This is a genomic window from Thalassotalea profundi, assembly GCF_014653195.1.
Lineage (GTDB): Bacteria > Pseudomonadota > Gammaproteobacteria > Enterobacterales > Alteromonadaceae > Thalassotalea_B > Thalassotalea_B profundi.
Window position 1 is genome coordinate 173,062 of the sequence record NZ_BNAH01000008.1, and the last position, 16,868, is coordinate 189,929.

18 protein-coding genes are annotated in these 16,868 nt (G+C 39.4%); 14 read left to right on the forward strand and 4 right to left on the reverse strand.

The genetic code is table 11. From position 1 onward, the window contains the following. Positions 1–17: 17 nt before the first annotated feature. The 3 genes from IE155_RS11360 to IE155_RS11370 are packed head-to-tail and all read right to left on the reverse strand — an operon-like array spanning position 18 to position 2,296. On the reverse strand, positions 18–908 hold the full coding sequence (locus IE155_RS11360; RefSeq protein WP_189378374.1) for a cation diffusion facilitator family transporter: 891 nt from the start codon (positions 906–908) through the stop codon (positions 18–20). Beyond that, the gene (locus IE155_RS11365) at positions 901–1,626 is read right to left on the reverse strand and encodes a transglutaminase-like domain-containing protein (RefSeq protein ID WP_184424881.1); all 726 of its coding nucleotides are present in this window, start codon (positions 1,624–1,626) and stop codon (positions 901–903) included. The genes IE155_RS11360 and IE155_RS11365 overlap by 8 nt, the downstream gene beginning before the upstream one ends. A 10-nt stretch (positions 1,627–1,636) precedes the next feature. Then, positions 1,637–2,296 (reverse strand): cation efflux transmembrane domain-containing protein, encoded by a 660-nt coding sequence (locus IE155_RS11370; protein WP_138628190.1) that lies wholly within the window; start codon positions 2,294–2,296, stop codon positions 1,637–1,639. A gap of 79 nt (positions 2,297–2,375) precedes the next feature. On the opposite strand from IE155_RS11370, the gene cadR reads away from it, so the two are divergent. Continuing rightward, positions 2,376–2,765, forward strand: a complete 390-nt coding sequence (cadR, locus tag IE155_RS11375; RefSeq protein ID WP_184424883.1) for a Cd(II)/Pb(II)-responsive transcriptional regulator — start codon at positions 2,376–2,378, stop codon at positions 2,763–2,765. Positions 2,766–2,816: 51 nt separating this feature from the next. Here the strand turns inward: cadR and IE155_RS18070 are convergent, their stop codons facing one another. Further along, positions 2,817–2,948, reverse strand: coding sequence for a hypothetical protein (locus IE155_RS18070; RefSeq protein ID WP_268245254.1), 132 nt, complete (start codon positions 2,946–2,948; stop codon positions 2,817–2,819). 203 nt (positions 2,949–3,151) lie between these two features. On the opposite strand from IE155_RS18070, the gene IE155_RS11380 reads away from it, so the two are divergent. The 13 genes from IE155_RS11380 (at position 3,152) to IE155_RS11440 (ending at position 16,474) form a co-directional block, all read left to right on the forward strand. After that, positions 3,152–3,532 (forward strand): hypothetical protein, encoded by a 381-nt coding sequence (locus IE155_RS11380; protein ID WP_189378375.1) that lies wholly within the window; start codon positions 3,152–3,154, stop codon positions 3,530–3,532. A 107-nt stretch (positions 3,533–3,639) separates the two neighbouring features. After that, positions 3,640–4,137, forward strand: a complete 498-nt coding sequence (locus IE155_RS11385; protein ID WP_169075971.1) for a DUF411 domain-containing protein — start codon at positions 3,640–3,642, stop codon at positions 4,135–4,137. Beyond that, the gene (locus tag IE155_RS11390) at positions 4,137–5,564 is read left to right on the forward strand and encodes a TolC family protein (protein ID WP_169075970.1); all 1,428 of its coding nucleotides are present in this window, start codon (positions 4,137–4,139) and stop codon (positions 5,562–5,564) included. Before IE155_RS11385 ends, IE155_RS11390 begins: the two co-directional genes overlap by 1 nt. Then, positions 5,564–7,306, forward strand: a complete 1,743-nt coding sequence (locus IE155_RS11395) for an efflux RND transporter periplasmic adaptor subunit (protein WP_058405789.1) — start codon at positions 5,564–5,566, stop codon at positions 7,304–7,306. Before IE155_RS11390 ends, IE155_RS11395 begins: the two co-directional genes overlap by 1 nt. Before the next feature lie 14 nt (positions 7,307–7,320). Continuing rightward, entirely contained in the window at positions 7,321–10,485 is a 3,165-nt protein-coding gene (locus tag IE155_RS11400; RefSeq protein ID WP_189378376.1) for an efflux RND transporter permease subunit, read from the forward strand. A gap of 53 nt (positions 10,486–10,538) precedes the next feature. Then, on the forward strand, positions 10,539–10,886 hold the full coding sequence (locus IE155_RS11405; RefSeq protein WP_189378377.1) for a copper resistance CopC family protein: 348 nt from the start codon (positions 10,539–10,541) through the stop codon (positions 10,884–10,886). A gap of 18 nt (positions 10,887–10,904) precedes the next feature. Then, positions 10,905–11,801 carry a CopD family protein gene (locus IE155_RS11410; protein WP_189378378.1) on the forward strand — a complete coding sequence of 299 codons (897 nt, stop codon included), beginning with the start codon at positions 10,905–10,907 and terminating at the stop codon, positions 11,799–11,801. 15 nt (positions 11,802–11,816) lie between these two features. Further along, entirely contained in the window at positions 11,817–12,287 is a 471-nt protein-coding gene (locus IE155_RS11415) for a YybH family protein (RefSeq protein WP_189378379.1), read from the forward strand. Positions 12,288–12,377: 90 nt separating this feature from the next. Continuing rightward, positions 12,378–12,806, forward strand: a complete 429-nt coding sequence (locus IE155_RS18075; protein WP_189378380.1) for a MerR family transcriptional regulator — start codon at positions 12,378–12,380, stop codon at positions 12,804–12,806. Further along, positions 12,799–15,042 carry a heavy metal translocating P-type ATPase gene (locus IE155_RS11425; protein ID WP_189378381.1) on the forward strand — a complete coding sequence of 748 codons (2,244 nt, stop codon included), beginning with the start codon at positions 12,799–12,801 and terminating at the stop codon, positions 15,040–15,042. Before IE155_RS18075 ends, IE155_RS11425 begins: the two co-directional genes overlap by 8 nt. A gap of 11 nt (positions 15,043–15,053) precedes the next feature. Next, a complete protein-coding gene (locus IE155_RS11430) occupies positions 15,054–15,407 on the forward strand; it encodes a cupredoxin domain-containing protein (protein WP_189378382.1) in 354 nt (117 codons plus the stop codon). Positions 15,408–15,543: 136 nt separating this feature from the next. Beyond that, complete coding sequence (locus tag IE155_RS11435) at positions 15,544–15,894, forward strand: hypothetical protein (protein WP_184425365.1); 351 nt, start codon at positions 15,544–15,546, stop codon at positions 15,892–15,894. A 1-nt stretch (position 15,895) separates the two neighbouring features. After that, positions 15,896–16,474: a recombinase family protein gene (locus IE155_RS11440; protein WP_189378383.1), complete on the forward strand. Its 579-nt coding sequence runs from the start codon at positions 15,896–15,898 to the stop codon at positions 16,472–16,474. Positions 16,475–16,868 lie beyond the last annotated feature (394 nt).

Sequence of the window (16,868 nt, forward strand, 5' to 3'; positions counted from 1 at the left end):
GACAGTTGAGACTAGCTCTATGTTTCTTTTTCATGCTCATCTCTGCAAGTTTCTTTGGGAAACTCAAACTCAATGGTTGTATGAGACAAATGATATTCTGAAAGTTCAATTGCGATAGTTTGTTTTAATGCCACGAGTTCATTCACACTTGAGTTTTTAGATAACTCCAAATGAGCTGTTAGTACATGACTTTCTCCGTCTAACGACCAAAAGTGCATGTGATGAACCCCATTAACTTCAGGTAATTTAATTAAAGTTTGTTTGATATTCTGTTGAGTTTCTTCATCTGGAGCGGCTTGAAGAAACAAAACAAGTGTAGATTTTAGATTTCTGAAAACATTAAATAAAATAAATAATGTAAAACCAATTGATAGCAGTGGGTCTAGTATTGGCAGTTCTACAAATAACAACACAATTGAAACAATTAGAACGGCGACCCAACCCAGAACATCTTCCAGTAAGTGCCAAGTTAGTACTTTTTCATTTAAAGTTTCCCCAGCATTTAATTTGAATACGGCATACCCATTTACGGCAACACCGAGTATCGCAAGCCCTAACATTCCTTCAACTACAGGCATTTCAGGGTTGGTTAGCCTTGGAATTGCTTCAAACAACACCCAAATTGAGCCAATTACTAATACAACGCCATTTACCAATGCCCCGAACAGTGTAAGTCGGCGGTAACCATAGCTGTATTTATCTGGCGCTGCTTTGTTTGAAAAACGACTTAATATCCATGCAAAGCCAATCGATAAACTATCTCCTAAGTCATGCACCGCATCAGCCATAATAGCGGTACTGTTGGTGAGCCAACCACCAATAAATTCGATGATCGTAAAGGTAACATTCAGAAAAAATGCCCAACCAATCCTGTCGTCTGTTCCATGTTGATGACTATGACTATGCATTTTGTACCTCCAGCGCTTTATTTTTTCTTAGATTAGTGACATTGAAATTTATTAGGTGGCGGATCACTTTTTGATACATCCAGCGTTTGACTCCAGACAAATTAGTGCCTTTTTCAAGATAAAACTCATCAGGGGAATTATAAAGTCCAAAGTCGTCGTGAATCCCTTCTTTTTGAATATATGTGTCGGTTCCGCGCCAACCTGTATCTGGTGATGAAAAACATTTTGTTGCAACACCATAACCACAGAAATTGTCTTTTATTTGATTAAACTTTTGCTGTATTGAAGTGAGATATTGATTGTCTAAAATAAAGCCCTCTAAGTTGATCCAACGTCCTTCAAAGTAAACTTCAACCCAACTGTGAATAATGTATTTGGGCGCTAACCAAAAGACATAGGTAGGAATAGCTCCTTTTTGTAATTGCTGATCTATTGTAAACCCGTGAAATCGGCACTGAATTCTTAATCCACGTAATAAGGCCATTAAAAGGTTGCCCTTAGTGTTACATTGCCCGTATCCGTCAGATAAAACTTCACTTGCGGAAATATCGTCGCTTTTGTTATAGCCAAATAGTATTTCGTCTTTTACAAACTGATAAGCAGTGCCAATCTTGTTGTAGTCATCAAGTTCATGCCATTTTCGCTCTGTTATTAATGATTGGATAGTGGGGTGTTCAAAATTAACTATCTCAGTTTTTTTAAGATATTCTTGATTCATAAGAGCTTCCTTACTTTGAATTGCAGCAGGTTGATTGTTTATTTTTATCTGATACTTCAGATGTATATTGAGCCGATACTAATTCTTGTTTGGCATCCGTTAATATCATGTAAGCACCTCGAAGAATTAACATTGAAATGATGCTACCAATAACAATATCAGGCCAGCGTTGTTCTAGCACCATGACAAGTATGCCAGCAAATACGACACCAAGGTTTGCGATCACATCATTAGCTGAAAATATCCAGCTAGCCCTCATATGCACTTCATCATTGTTGTGTTTTCGTATAAGCATCAAACAAATGACATTAGCGATTAAAGCCACAGAACCAACTCCAATCATAAACCAAGAATGAGGCTCACTTTCTCCAACTAGTCGCCTAGCTATATCGAGAAGAATTAGAACCCCTAACCCCAATTGGAAATAACCACTTACTAATGCTGCATTAGCTTTATGTTGGATTGACTTCCCCACGGCATATAAGGCAATGGCATAGACGATAGCATCAGCTAGCATATCTAACGAATCAGCAATTAATGCGGTTGATTCAGATAACCAACCTAAACCAATTTCAAATACAAACATCGTGGCATTTATAGCTAAAAGCCAATAAAGCACTGTTTTTTGTTGGTCATCTTTTAATTCTACTTCACAGCCACAACCGCTCATTTTTTAACTCCGCCTTACTTGTATAATTCAAGTGTAAAACCTATAGTAACTATAGGGTCAAGTTTAAAAAGAAAATATTATGAAAATAGGTGAATTATCGAAAACATCCGGTTGTTCTATACAAACTATTAGATACTATGAAAAAGAAGGATTACTTTCTGATCCAGAGCGTACAGAAGGTAACTTCAGATTGTATGACGTTACCGCTTTGAAGCAATTAGAATTCGTAAAACATTGTCGCAGTCTCGATATCTCTCTGATTGATATCAAACGTCTTATCGACCTAAAAAATAAACCAGAAGAAAGTTGTTCAAGTGTAAATGAACTGATTAAACAGCAATTAGATTTAGTTAATAAACGCATGAAAGAATTAAAAGCCTTAAAAATCGAATTACAACAAATGTCTAGTACGTGTAATTCTGATAATACTATTGAAAGGTGTGGGATAATTAAGTCATTAGATAGCTAAAGTGATGTACAAAAGGCTATTTTTTTAATTCACCTTGATTATTGATACAGACTAATTAATAGTTATTTTCTTACCCACACGAACAGACTTTAGTTCCCCTGTAAACTCCTTTTCAACTAGCAATAGCGATTTATCGCTTGTATCGTGAGTACCTAATGCAACCATTTTGAGTTTACGGGACATTAAATTAATGTCATTAAGGACGTATTGTTTATCAATAAGCGAGCATACTCCTTTGCTGTATATCAAATGAAATTATGAATGCTACATGTACCCCTTTGAAAAAATTGATGTTAATCAAATATTCACAAATGCTCACATGACATCAATTTACTTCTTCAAAAATTTGTATTAGCATAGAGAGTGTATATTTTTGTGAGAATTTTATGTCTAGAGCATTTTCAAAAGTCTTAGTAATGACGCTTATGCTGGTTGCCTTTGTTGGGCAAGCATTTGCGTATTCTGCTATGTCTTGCGAAATGTCCTCAGGTTCTCACGAATCGCACATGAACATGGATCATTCCAAAATGAGTCATCATGAAGGAATGAATCATGGGGATATGAATAAAAGCAGTAATGGTCAATCAGAAGATTGTTGTGATGTTGAATGTGTTTGTCCTGCAAATGCTTGTTCATCTACTACAGTCCTAAATTCCAGTGTTAACTCGACAGATATTCATTTTTTGAGCGAATCTGTAGCTGTTCTACAATTTAATCAACCTCACTCAATTTCGACTTCCCTTTATCGTCCACCAATTTTTGCCTAATACAGGATTAGTGCGTCCAAATTTCGCACACATGTAATCAATTTTTCTGTTAGTCAATATAGCGTCATAGCGCTATAGATATTTTCCAGCAATGTCTGGGGGCAAAAATGATCAATAAGTATTTAAAAATAGCAGTTGTAATGCTGCTTTCACCTGCGTTTGCAAACGCAGGTGAACATAAACATGCAGACAATCACGACGTAACACCTTTGGAGTTAATCGTTTATAAAACCCCTACTTGTGGGTGTTGTAAAAAATGGATAACTCATATTGAAGACAAAGGGATCGTTGCACATTCCAAAGATTTCCGAAACATCAGCAATATCAAAACTAAGTATGGGATCAAACCTAATTACCGTTCATGTCATACAGCGGTTAGTCGAAATGGCTTTGCCTTTGAAGGACATGTCCCCGCTAAATTTATTCAGCAGTTCTTGACAGAAGAACATCCAAATGCCATTGGGCTTTCAGTTCCAGCAATGCCAGTTGGCTCTCCCGGTATGGAAGTCGGTGACCGCTTTATGCCATACAACGTGTTAATTCTATTTAAAGATGGAACGAGTAAAGTCTATGCAAAAGTTAAGACATACGAGGAGCAATTCTAATGAAATTGAACGCTTCAAACCTTACTTCACTTTCAACTGCACTAATACTCGGCTTATCTGTATTCTCAGCTCAAGCTGAGAAAGTAGTGTCGCTTGAACAAGCTATCACCTTAGCTCAGCAAAATGATCCTTGGCTTCATGGTAGCCGATTGAAACAAAGTGCAGTTGAAAATAGAAGTATTGCTTCAGGTACTTTGCCTGATCCGAAAGTATCGCTAGGGATAATGAATTTACCAACAGATACTTGGGATTTAGATCAGGAAGGAATGACTCAGCTAAAGGTTGGCGTCTCTCAAATGTTTCCGAGAGGCGACAGTCTAAAGATCAAGCAAGACCAGTTACAAATTGAGTCCACGAAATTTCCACTGCTACGAGAGGATCGTAAAGCTAAGTTGAAAAGCCAAGTGTCACAACTTTGGTTAGATGCTTACTTAGCCCAGAAAACTATTAAATTGATTGAAGATAATTGGTCTCTCTTTGAGCAGATGGCGGAAGTGGCTAAAGCTAGCTATTCAAACGTTGTTGGTAAAACTAGACAGCAAGATGTTATTCGTGCTCAATTGGAAATAGTGCAGTTAGATGACAGATTAACTTCGCAAAAGCAGAAACTAGAAACGACAATCGCTCGCCTTAATGAGTGGCTTCATATTTACGATGCTGACCGATTGAATGAATCATTCAACTTTGACGCGCAACCACTAGAGTTTAGCGTCTCAAAAGAATTGCCTTCGATTCAATTGAATAATCCAACAGTCCTAAAAGCATCTAATTACTCAAGAAATCTATTGGCTCAGGCTCTTGCTAATCATCCAGCCATACTTGCAATTGATGTAAAACGCAAATCTTCAGAAAAAGGTGTTGAATTAGCTAAACAGCAATATGAGCCGCAATGGGGTGTTAATGCGAGCTATGCCTATCGTGACAATATGCCTTCTGGTGATAGCCGAGCTGATTTATTTTCTGTTGGGGTAACGTTTGATTTACCGTTGTTTACCGAGAACAGACAAGATAAGCAAGTTGCAGCTTCTATTGCAGATTCAGAGGCTGTTAAAACCGAGAAACTATTGCTGACAAAGCAAATGATCAGTGCGGTGGAAAAGGAGCTTAGACAGCTTAAGCGTTTATCTGATAGACAATCTATCTATCAAGAACAACTCCTTAAACAAACTCATGACCAAGCGGAAGCGTCTTTGACGGCTTACACCAATGATGATGGCGATTTTGCCGAAGTTGTTCGAGCAAGAATTGCCGAATTAAATACCAGAATATCAGCTTTAAGAATTGATGTTGATGCACTTAAAACAGTTACTCGCATCAACTATTTCTTTGCGCATTCTCAATCTAAATCAAATGCTGAACATAAGCCATTGCACACTTCGCACAAAACTAATCAGCACTTATCCAATAAGCAATTTGGAGAAAAATAATGTCAACGAATACGAAAACAATTATTGCCGTCATTATTGGGGCAGCACTAGGTGCAGGAGCATTGAGCTTATATCAAGGTGCAGGCTCAAACAGTGATACTGATGAAGCTACATCAGCAGAGAAACAACCGCTGTATTGGGTTGCACCGATGGATTCTAATTACCGCCGGGACAAGCCCGGTAAGTCGCCTATGGGGATGGATTTAATTCCTGTGTATGAGGAAGGATCATCTGGTGATGACTTTGGCCCCGGAGCAGTAAAAATTGCGCCTCATGTAGTGAATAACCTTGGGGTTCGCACTGCACCTGTTGAACTGAAAAATATGCATACTGAAATCTCAACGGTAGGTTACGTTCAATATGATGAAGATAAGCTAATTCATATCCACCCACGGGTTGATGGCTGGATTGATAAACTTTACATCAAAGCAGCAGGTAACCCTGTAGAGAAAGGGCAGCCTCTTTATACACTATATTCTCCTCAGTTAGTTAATGCTCAGGAAGAGCTGTTAATAGCGTTAAAGCGCAACAATAGTTCTTTAATTTCAGCAGCCAAAGATCGCCTAAAAGCGTTACAGCTTTCAGCAGACTTTATTAAAGAATTAGAGCAAACACGAAAGGTTCAGCAAACAATTACCTTTTATTCACCACAAGCAGGTGTTGTCGATGGTTTGAAGGTTAGAGAAGGTTTTTATGTAAAGCCGGGAAACACCTTATTAAGCATTGGCCAGCTAGATCAAGTTTGGGTTGAAGCAGAAGTGTTTGAACGTGACGCAGCCTTAATTAAAAAAGGACTTCCTGTATCAATGACACTGGATTATTTACCCGGTGAGGACTGGGCTGGTGTCGTTGATTATGTTTATCCAACATTGAACAGTAAAACACGCACACTCCGAGTGAGATTGAAATTTGATAACACAGACTATCAATTAAAACCAAATATGTTTGCACAAGTCTCTATTCACGCTAATCAAGCTGATAGCACCATCCTCGTGCCTAAAGAAGCCGTTATTAGAACAGGTAAACAGGACAGAGTAGTACTTGCGTTAGGTGATGGGCAATTTAAATCTATTGAAGTGACTATTGGCCGGGTTGATATCGACAGCATCGAAATATTAGACGGCTTAAATGAAGATGACGTTGTGGTGACATCTGCCCAATTCTTGATTGATTCTGAATCAAGTAAAAGCTCTGACTTTAAACGAATGACTCATGATGAAGTGCCTAACTCTGTTTGGATGCAAGGGGATGTTAATAGTGTTATGGCAGGGCACCGCATGGTTAATATTTCACATGGCCCTGCTGAAGCTTGGGATTGGCCTGAAATGGTTATGGATTTTACTGTGGCTGAAAAAGTCGATATTGACTCATTAAAGTCAGGTCAATCTTTGCACTTTGAAGTGAGCAAAACCGAAGACGGTGGATATGAAATTACTGGAATTCATATCATGAGTGAGCCTGAAGTATCATCAGCAACAGTATCTGGTTTGATCAATGCGATTGATATTGATACACGGATTCTAAATATTAGCAGAGGCCCAATAGAGAAATGGGATAGACCTGCTGCGACGATGGATTTTATCATCGCGGACAATATAGAAATGGTTGATTTCAATGTCGGTGATAATGTCACTTTCACTTTTGAGGTTAGAGATGACTTAGTTATCACTGACATTTCTCTTGAATCAGATGAACAACACGGCAAGGAAAATAAAGCTGCTGTTGATCATTCTAATCATTAAGTGGGAGAAAAATAATGATTGAATCAATTATTAGATGGTCTATCGGCAATCGTTTCTTTGTTTTGTTGATTACCTTAATTATCGCGTTTGGTGGTTTGTATTCATTACAAAAAACGCCAGTAGATGCACTCCCCGATCTTTCTGATGTGCAGGTGATAATTAAGACGAGCTATCCGGGACAGGCACCACAAGTAGTGCAAGATCAAGTGACGTTTCCCCTTACTACAGCCATGTTGTCAGTACCGGGAGCGCAAACTGTTCGTGGTTACTCATTTTTTGGTGATTCCTACGTCTATATCATTTTTGATGATGATACTGATTTGTATTGGGCTAGAAGCAGAGTACTTGAATACTTAAGCCAAGTAGCATCAAGCCTGCCTGATTCGGCAAAACCACAATTAGGACCTGATGCGACAGGTGTGGGTTGGGTATACATCTACGCTTTAACAGATAAGTCAGGAAACCATGATCTAAGCCAATTAAGAAGTATTCAAGACTGGTTTTTAAAGTATGAATTGCAAACTGTTCCGGGCGTGTCTGAGGTTTCCGCCGTTGGCGGTATGGTTAAGCAATATCAGGTACAAGTCGATCCCGACAAGCTCAGAGCTTATAACGTGCCGTTAAGTCATATCCAAATGGCACTTAAACGAGGCAATAAAGAAACGGGCGCATCTGTTGTGGAAATGGCGGAAGCTGAGTATATGGTTACTGCTACGGGGTATATTCAATCAGTTGGAGACATTGAGAAAATTCCACTTGGTATTAACGAACAAGGCACGCCATTGCGTATTGGTGATGTTGCTACCGTTAATTTAGGGCCTCAAATGCGCCGTGGTATCGCAGAGCTAAATGGTGAAGGAGAAGTTGTTGGTGGTGTTGTCGTTATGCGCTTTGGTGAAAACGCTCAACAAACCATAAACGGGGTAAAAGAAAAACTTGAATCGCTTAAATCTTCTCTACCAGAGGGGGTGGAGATTGTCCCTGTTTATGACAGATCGAAGTTAATAGATCGTGCTGTTGATAATCTTTGGAGCAAGTTGCTAGAGGAGCTTGCAGTCGTTGCTATTGTCTGTGTGGCTTTCCTATTTCATCTTCGCTCATCTATTGTGGCAGTTGTTACTCTGCCATTAGGTATCTTGGTGTCGTTCATTATCATGTATATGCAAGGCATCAATGCCAACATTATGTCTTTAGGCGGTATCGCTATTGCGATTGGTGCGATGACTGATGGTGCAATAGTGATGATTGAAAATATGCACAAGCATATGGAGAAAACACCACTAACAGATGAAAATCGCTGGCAAATTGTTGCTAAGGCTTCGAGTGAAGTAGGCCCTGCACTATTTTTTAGCTTACTGATCATTACAGTCTCATTCTTACCTGTATTTATCTTGGAAGCGCAAGAAGGAAGAATGTTCTCTCCGCTCGCCTATACAAAAACCTATGCAATGGCGGCATCAGCAGGTTTGGCGATCACATTGGTGCCTGTTTTGATGGGCTACTTTATTCGAGGCAAAGTTGTTTCTGAAAAGAAAAACCCGTTAAACCGATTATTGATTGCTATCTACATGCCTGTTTTAAAGCAAGTCATGAAGTTTCCAAAATCGACAATAGTAGCAGCAATATTAGTGACTATCGTTGGCTTTTGGCCTGTAGATAAAATTGGTAGTGAATTCATTCCGCCATTGGATGAAGGCGATCTCATGTATATGCCTACTACCTACCCCGGTATTTCAATTGGTAAAGCAAGGGAGATATTGCAGCAAACAGACAAGCTTATTCGCACTGTGCCAGAAGTTGAAACAGTGTTTGGTAAAGTAGGAAGAGCTGAAACTGCAACCGATCCTGCACCTTTAACCATGATTGAAACCTTTATTCAGTTGAAGCCTCAAGAAGAGTGGCGTGAGGGAGTTACAACAGAATCGTTAAAAGCTGAGTTTGATAAATTGGTTAAGTTTCCGGGCTTAACGAATGCTTGGGTTATGCCAATCAAGACCCGAATCGACATGTTAGCAACAGGCATAAAAACGCCTGTGGGTATTAAAGTCGCCGGACCAGAGCTTGATGTGATTCAGGAAATCGGCCAACAAATAGAGCAAATTTTACCCGAAGTTACAGGCACAGCATCAGTTTACTCAGAGCGAGTTGCAGGTGGACGATATATCAAGGTTGATATTTCACGCGATAAGGCAAGTCGCTTTGGGTTAAACATCGAAGATGTTCAACAAGTGGTTTCTACAGCTATTGGTGGTATGAACGTTACCCAAACGGTAGAAGGTCAAGAGCGTTACCCTGTTAACTTACGCTATCCGCAAGACTATCGAGACTCTCCTGAGCAGCTATCACGATTACCTGTTGTAACACCAAGTGGTCAACGCATTGCACTAGGTGATGTCGCAGATATTCGAGTTGAGAACGGTCCGCCGGGAATTAAGAGTGAAAATGCTCGTTTAAATGGCTGGACGTTTATCGATATAGACGGTGTTGACGTAGGTACTTATGTTGAAAGTGCAAAAATACACTTGGCTAATAATCTAAAACTACCAGCAGGTTATTCAATTACTTGGGCTGGGCAATACGAATATATGGAAAGAGCGAAAGAAAAGCTCACCTATGTATTGCCTTTAACACTCGCCATTATTGTTATTCTACTTTACTTAAACTTCAGAGCGTTTAGTGAGGTGGCTATCATTATCGTTACCTTGCCGATGGCGATGATTGGTGGCTTATGGTTGATGTATCTGGAAGGGTTTAACTTCTCTGTGGCTGTTGGCGTGGGCTTTATTGCTCTAGCTGGGGTAGCGGTTGAGATTGGTGTGATAATGTTGGTCTATCTCAATCAGGCACTTGCTGAGCTTAAGGAAAAAGCTGAAGAGCGAGCTGAACCTATCTCTGATGATGCATATCAAGATGCATTATTGCACGGTGCAGGCTTACGAGTTCGTCCAGTAATGATGACAGTTGCAACAATCATTATCGGCTTGATGCCCATTTTATATGGTACAGGAACAGGTTCGGAGATTATGAGTCGTATTGCTGCACCTATGGTAGGCGGAATGACAAGTGCTGTGCTACTCACTCTTATTGTGCTCCCAGTAATTTACTCAATCGTTAAAAAGCCAGAATTAAACGCCTTTAACAAGGAGCTTTCTAAGGCGGAGCTAAAAAGTAATGCTTAGCGAAGTTAAGAAACCATAAATAGCAATTTCAATAAACTAAAATAGAGGTAAATATGAAAAAACTAATTAAATTTTTAACCGTAATCAGTGTCGTTTTTAGTAGTGCGGTATTTGCGCATGTGCATCTTGAAAAAAGTGTGCCTGCTGATAATGCAATGCTAATGAATCCTCCAGAAGAATTAACTTTGATGTTCACCAAAGAGGTTCGTGTAGTCAAAATTACATTGAAAAATAAGCAAGGTAAAAAGGTTAATTTTGGCTTTAAACCTACTAAAGAAGCCAGTGCTGAATTTACATGGAAACTACCTGAATTAGCTCCCGCAAACTATATCGTTGATGTGACCTTCCTAGGTAAAGACGGGCATAAAATGAAAGATAGCTTCGGCTTTATGGTTCACTAAGCACAAAGAGTAACAGCGATGGAAATGTATATCTGGAATACAGTCATTGTACTGTCAAAAATTGTATTTTACGTTGGTTTTGCCTGCATTGCCGGATATACATTTTTCAGGCAAGTTTTTGAGCAAAGTGAGTCTCATAAAAATTTGGCAATTGCGAACCTAAAATGGATAAGAGGTTCAATAGTCACCGCTTTGATTGCAAATGCCATTTGGTTCTTCGCTAATACTGGTGCTATGGCAGAAGAAGGCATTCAAGGAGCTTTCGACCCTGATATCTTAGACATAATGTGGCACTCTTCTATCGGTGATGGAACTTTACTTAAAGGTCTTGGATTAGTTCTAGCGATATTCGCGATGACGTCACACATTAAATTCAAATCTGTTTCGCTGAGCAACAGCATAAAACAAAGCATTTTAGGACTTAGCCTTATAGTACTTTCCTACACCTTTAGCTTGTTCGGTCATGTATCTGAACTAGGAGTGTTCGAAAAAGTATTGCTGATGCTCCATGTGCTTGTTATGGCTTGGTGGTTCGGATCGTTGTTTCCGCTTAAACAAGCTTGCCATGAACAGGACTATGAGCAGCTCTACTCAGTGATGGACAAGTTTGGAAGGCAAGCAAGTATCGCGGTAAGCCTATTGTTGGTTGCTGGCCTTTGGTTAGCTTTTCAATTAGTCGGAACCTTAGCTGCACTGTTTAGTTCAAGTTACGGACAAACATTGTTGCTTAAATTAGCTCTTGTCGTTTCAATATTGGGCATCGCAGCTAAGCATAAATTAAAACTCGTTCCACAACTTAAAAATAATGATGGTAGAGAAGCACTATCTAAATCTATTTCGATAGAAATGGTAGTAGCTTTTGCTATTTTATCTGTAACGGCTGGGCTTACTAGTGTTGTTGGCCCTGCAAATTAAAACTTAAAAGAGAAAATGAAAATGAAAACAATAAATATATTACTCGTTTTATTAATGACGTTTAGTTTCGAAGCAAACGCTCATGGTGATAAGAACAAAGACAAAGGTTTGTTAAAAGGTATAGATACCCCTGCCGCAAAAGTTGTTTTGGCATTTCATCAAGCACTAGAAACTGGTAATAAAGAGCTAGCAAGAGCAAAGTTGGCTGATGATGTGACCATCTACGAGGGAGGTCGTGTTGAAAGAAGTGCGGATGAATATGCCCATCACCATATGCTGTCGGACATGAAATATCTCGCTTCTATGAAGAGCGAAACACTTGAACATCAAGTAACGATTCTTGGAAATACCGCTATCTCTGCTTCGCGCAGTCATACTAAAGGTACTTACAAAGGTAAAGAGCGCGATTATCAAGGCATGGAAACGATGGTGCTGGAAAAACAAAACGGTGAATGGAAGATCAAGCACATTCATTGGTCACACTAGCTCAAAAATTATTATATCAGGCTTGACCTGTGTCTTACACACAGGTCTAAACTTAACTCAGTTAACCCATTTATTAAGTCAGGATAGTTTATGAAAGTTACTGAATTAGCCAAAGAGTTTGGTACAACACCCGATACTGTCAGGTACTACACTCGATTAAAATTACTCAATCCAACTAGGTCTGAAAACGGATATAAGTACTATCCCCCAATAGAAATCTCTAAACTGAAGTTTATTTTAAGTGCAAGACAACTGGGATTTTCAGTGTCAGATATACAACACATTGTTGATGAGGCGAGTCTCGGAAAAGCTGCATGCCCTCTAGTTAGGTCTTTAATTAAGGAAAGGCTAGCTGAGACTGAAAAACAATTTCAGGCAATGTTAGCTTTGCGTAAAAACATGAAAGATGCGCTAGCACAGTGGGAAGTTAAGGAAGATAAAGCTCCAACATCCACTATGGTATGTCACCTCATAGACAGTTTTGAACCTACAGAAGAGAATGGCGGCTCCCATGAATAATATTAAACCTGATCATCACCTCATGATTGAAGGTGCTGGCTGCGCAAGTTGTGTAGGTAAAATTGAAGGTGCGCTGAAAGCAACCAATGGTGTAGTTAATGCTGAAATGAATTTTGCTGATAGGACTGTTCAAGTCACAGGAGCCGTGAAAACGGAAGAACTGATTAAAGCTGTTGAGTCAATCGGCTATAACGCTAAGCCAATCGATGATAGTTCAGCAATTGATACGTTTGACGAGAAAGAGGCTGCTGATTGGGTATATTACAAAAATCTAATGCGCGATACTTTTATTGCCCTTTCACTCGGCGTTCCTTTAATGATCTACAGCATTGTAGTTGGAGAAATGACGGTTGAAACCAGCCTTGAGCGCATGTCTTGGCTGGTTGTAGGTATTTTAACTTTTGGTGTTATGTATTTTTCAGGTAAGCATTTCTATGTAGGCGCATGGAAGAGCTTTAAAAATCACTCCGCTAATATGGACACCCTAATAGCTTTGGGAACAGGTACAGCTTGGGTGTATTCAATGGTTGTTGTGTTTGCCCCAGATGCGGTGCCATTGATGGCTCGTCATGTTTATTTTGAAGCTACCGCCATGATCATTAGCTTAATTAATTTAGGTCTAGCATTAGAAATAAAAGCCAGAGGAAAAACCTCTGAAGCCATCAAACGTCTAATCGGCTTGCAGGCTAAAACTGCAACTGTGATTCGTGACAACAAAGAGGTTCAGATTGGTATTGAGCAGGTTTTACTGAATGATGTTGTGAAGGTAAAACCGGGCGAAAAAATTACCGTAGATGGTGTGGTATTGGAAGGCCACACCTCTATTGATGAGTCCATGCTTACGGGCGAACCTATGCCTGTTGAAAAAACTGAAGAAGATGAGGTTGTCGCTGGTACTTTGAACAAATCAGGCATGATTTTATTTAGAGCCACACGCGTAGGCAAAGACACGGCGCTTGCGCAAATCATCAATATGGTGAAACGAGCGCAAAATTCAAAACCACCGATTGGCCGCTTGGCCGATGTTATTTCAGCGTATTTCGTTCCTGTTGTCATGATCATCTCTATATTAAGTGCGCTAGCATGGCTTAACTTTGGTCCTGATCCTGCCATTGCTTTTGCCATCGTATCAGCAACTACCGTACTCATCATTGCCTGCCCGTGTGCTTTGGGCTTGGCAACGCCCATGTCTGTCATGGTAGGAGTAGGAAAAGCAGCAGAAGCCGGAGTGCTTATTCGAAACGGTGAAGCACTGCAAACCGCTTCTAAAATCACGGCCATGATTTTAGATAAAACGGGCACTATTACTGAAGGGGCACCTAAGGTAACAGATATTGTTTTAGCAAAAGCCACTGACGAGAAAGAAGTGTTACAGCTTGCTGCAAGTTTAGAAAGCGGCTCAGAGCACCCTTTAGCACAAGCGATTGTTGAAAGTGCGTTAGAACAGGATATTGAGTTACTAAAAATAGAATCGTTTAACGCCATTACGGGTTTTGGTGTAGAAGCAAACTGCAACAATAAAGCCCTGCTTTTCGGAAACGATAAACTAATGAAGTTAAAAGGTATTGACCTTACTGGCTTTGTTGAACAAGCGCAGTCTTTAGCAAAAGAAGCCAAAACACCTATGTACTTTGCTGTTAATGGCGAGCTGGCAGCAATTATTGCTGTTGCAGATCCCATTAAGTCAGACTCAATTTCCGCGATTAAACGGCTTCAGACCAATGGGATTCGCGTCATTATGTTAACGGGCGATAACAAGGAAACAGCCGCCGCTGTTGCCAAAAAAGCGGGTATTAGTGAGTTTTTTGCTGAAGTGCTGCCAGAAGACAAAGCCAACAAGGTTAAAGAGCTACAAGACAGCGGCGAAACTGTTGGTATGACAGGTGATGGCATTAACGATGCCCCTGCACTTGCCTTAGCCGATGTTGGTTTCGCCATAGGCACAGGGACTGATGTAGCAATCGAAAGTGCTGATATTACCCTGATGCGTGGCTCACTTCATGGCCTTGCTGATGCCATAGCGGTAAGCAAGGCCACTTTACGAAATATCAAACAAAACTTATTTGGCGCGTTTGTCTATAACGTAGCTGGGGTTCCTTTTGCTGCGGGGATTCTATACCCCTTCTTTGGCATTTTGCTTAGTCCTGTAATAGCTGGAGCTGCAATGGCATTTTCGTCATTGACCGTAGTGTCAAATGCAAATCGACTTCGCTTGTTTAAAGCGAAAGAGCATTAAGGAGAAGAACGATGATGTTAATTAACTTATTAGGCTTAGTGTTGATCGCGCTGATTGTTTGGTGGTTTTGGCTGTACAAACCTAACAAAACAATTGTGCAAAACAGTGAAGTGCTAATTGAAGTGAAAGATGGCGTGTATTCCCCATCTTCAATTCAGGTGTCTGCTAGCCAACCTGTCACCTTGAAGTTTATGCGCAAAGATCAATCCCCTTGCGCTGAAACAATCCTTATCCCTTCATTGGATATAAGCAAACAGCTTAAATTGAATGAAGTTACTCAAATTACCTTATTGAACTTGTCACCGGGAGAGCATGAGTTTCATTGTCAGATGCAAATGTATCGCGGCGTCTTAAAAGTAATTTAGTTTTAAATAGATCTTTTTACACATCTTGGTGAACGAAAGCCATAAGTTTATTTCGTACATGAACTAAACCTTAATTATAGACTTTCGTTCATTTAATTGATAAGGTGTACGAAAGTTATAACTTTGGTGCATGAAGATGACGAATGAAGCAGAAATAAGAAAATTATCTTTTGAACAAATAAAAGAGTTACTTACAGATCCTTTCAGGGTTCTGGTAGAAGAGGGTCGTGTTATTCATATATGTGCATACGGCCAAGATTCCAGTGAGGTGCTTGAAGAAGTATCGATTAGTACTGCGGCACATGATTTGATTAGACAACTAAGTAGATCAAATATCATTCACAAAGCAAAGTGGGGGCAAAATATTATTTCTGATATTCCTGACTTCGCTTCTTTTTATGATATTCATCGTGGGGATATTTACGGTATTCAAACAGAAGACGAATATCAGCTTGCTAAGTCATTAGAGCTAGCAGAATCTAGATAAAATGAAAGTAGGTTTTGCTAGAGTCTCTACAAATGAGCAAGATTTAGAAGTGCAACTTTCTAAATTATCAGATTTTGGCTGTGAGAAAGTTTTCAAAGGTAAGCAATCAGGTACATCAATAAAAAATGATGAAAAGCTTAAAGAGCTTATCGATTTCATTAGAGAAGGTGATGAAGTAATTGTTACTCGACTAGATCGGCTTGGACGTTCATTAAAAACAATATTGGACTCAATAGACAATATTCATAGAAAAGGCGCTTGCTTGAATATCATCGATGGATCATTAAATACGAGTAACGACAATCCTTTTTCAAACGCAATGATTAATCTATGTGGCGTATTCGCTCAACTAGAGCGTGACCTAATAAAAGCGAGAACAGCCGAAGGCAGAGCTGAAGCAAAAGCAAAAGGAAAACACTTGGGGAGAATGCCCGCACTTAAAGATCAGCAAGCTAGAGAGTTATTTAATGCAAAATTAAATGGGGAGTCAATTTCTTCTTTAGCTAGAAAGTTCAAAGTTAGCCGCCCAACAGTGCACAGAACCATTAAAAAAATGGAACAAAATAATAAGAAAAAATAGGAGTATCTATGTGGTAAGGTGAGCAGCCAAAACAAGACTTTTTAAATTTCAATGAAATTTCTTAAGAAGGAGCATATAGTCGAATATTACTATAAGTAAGATGTTGGGCTTGGAAAACTATTTTGTATAGGTTATGGAGCTTAGTTTAATGCCAATTGTGCAAAATTTCGAAATGCACAACTATTAATTTTTCTATGAATAATAAAAATAAACGTATTGTGCATAAATTAGGGGTTGTAAATTTGTTAGGACTTAATTTCAACCAAGTGCAAGTATTTGTATTACTAGCGTTAATCGCACAAATTACTGGATGTAGTGGTATAACGAATTTGGCCACTTAATTAGAGGCTGATATGATCGCCTCATAGATAATTTAGGTGACAAAATGACAAGA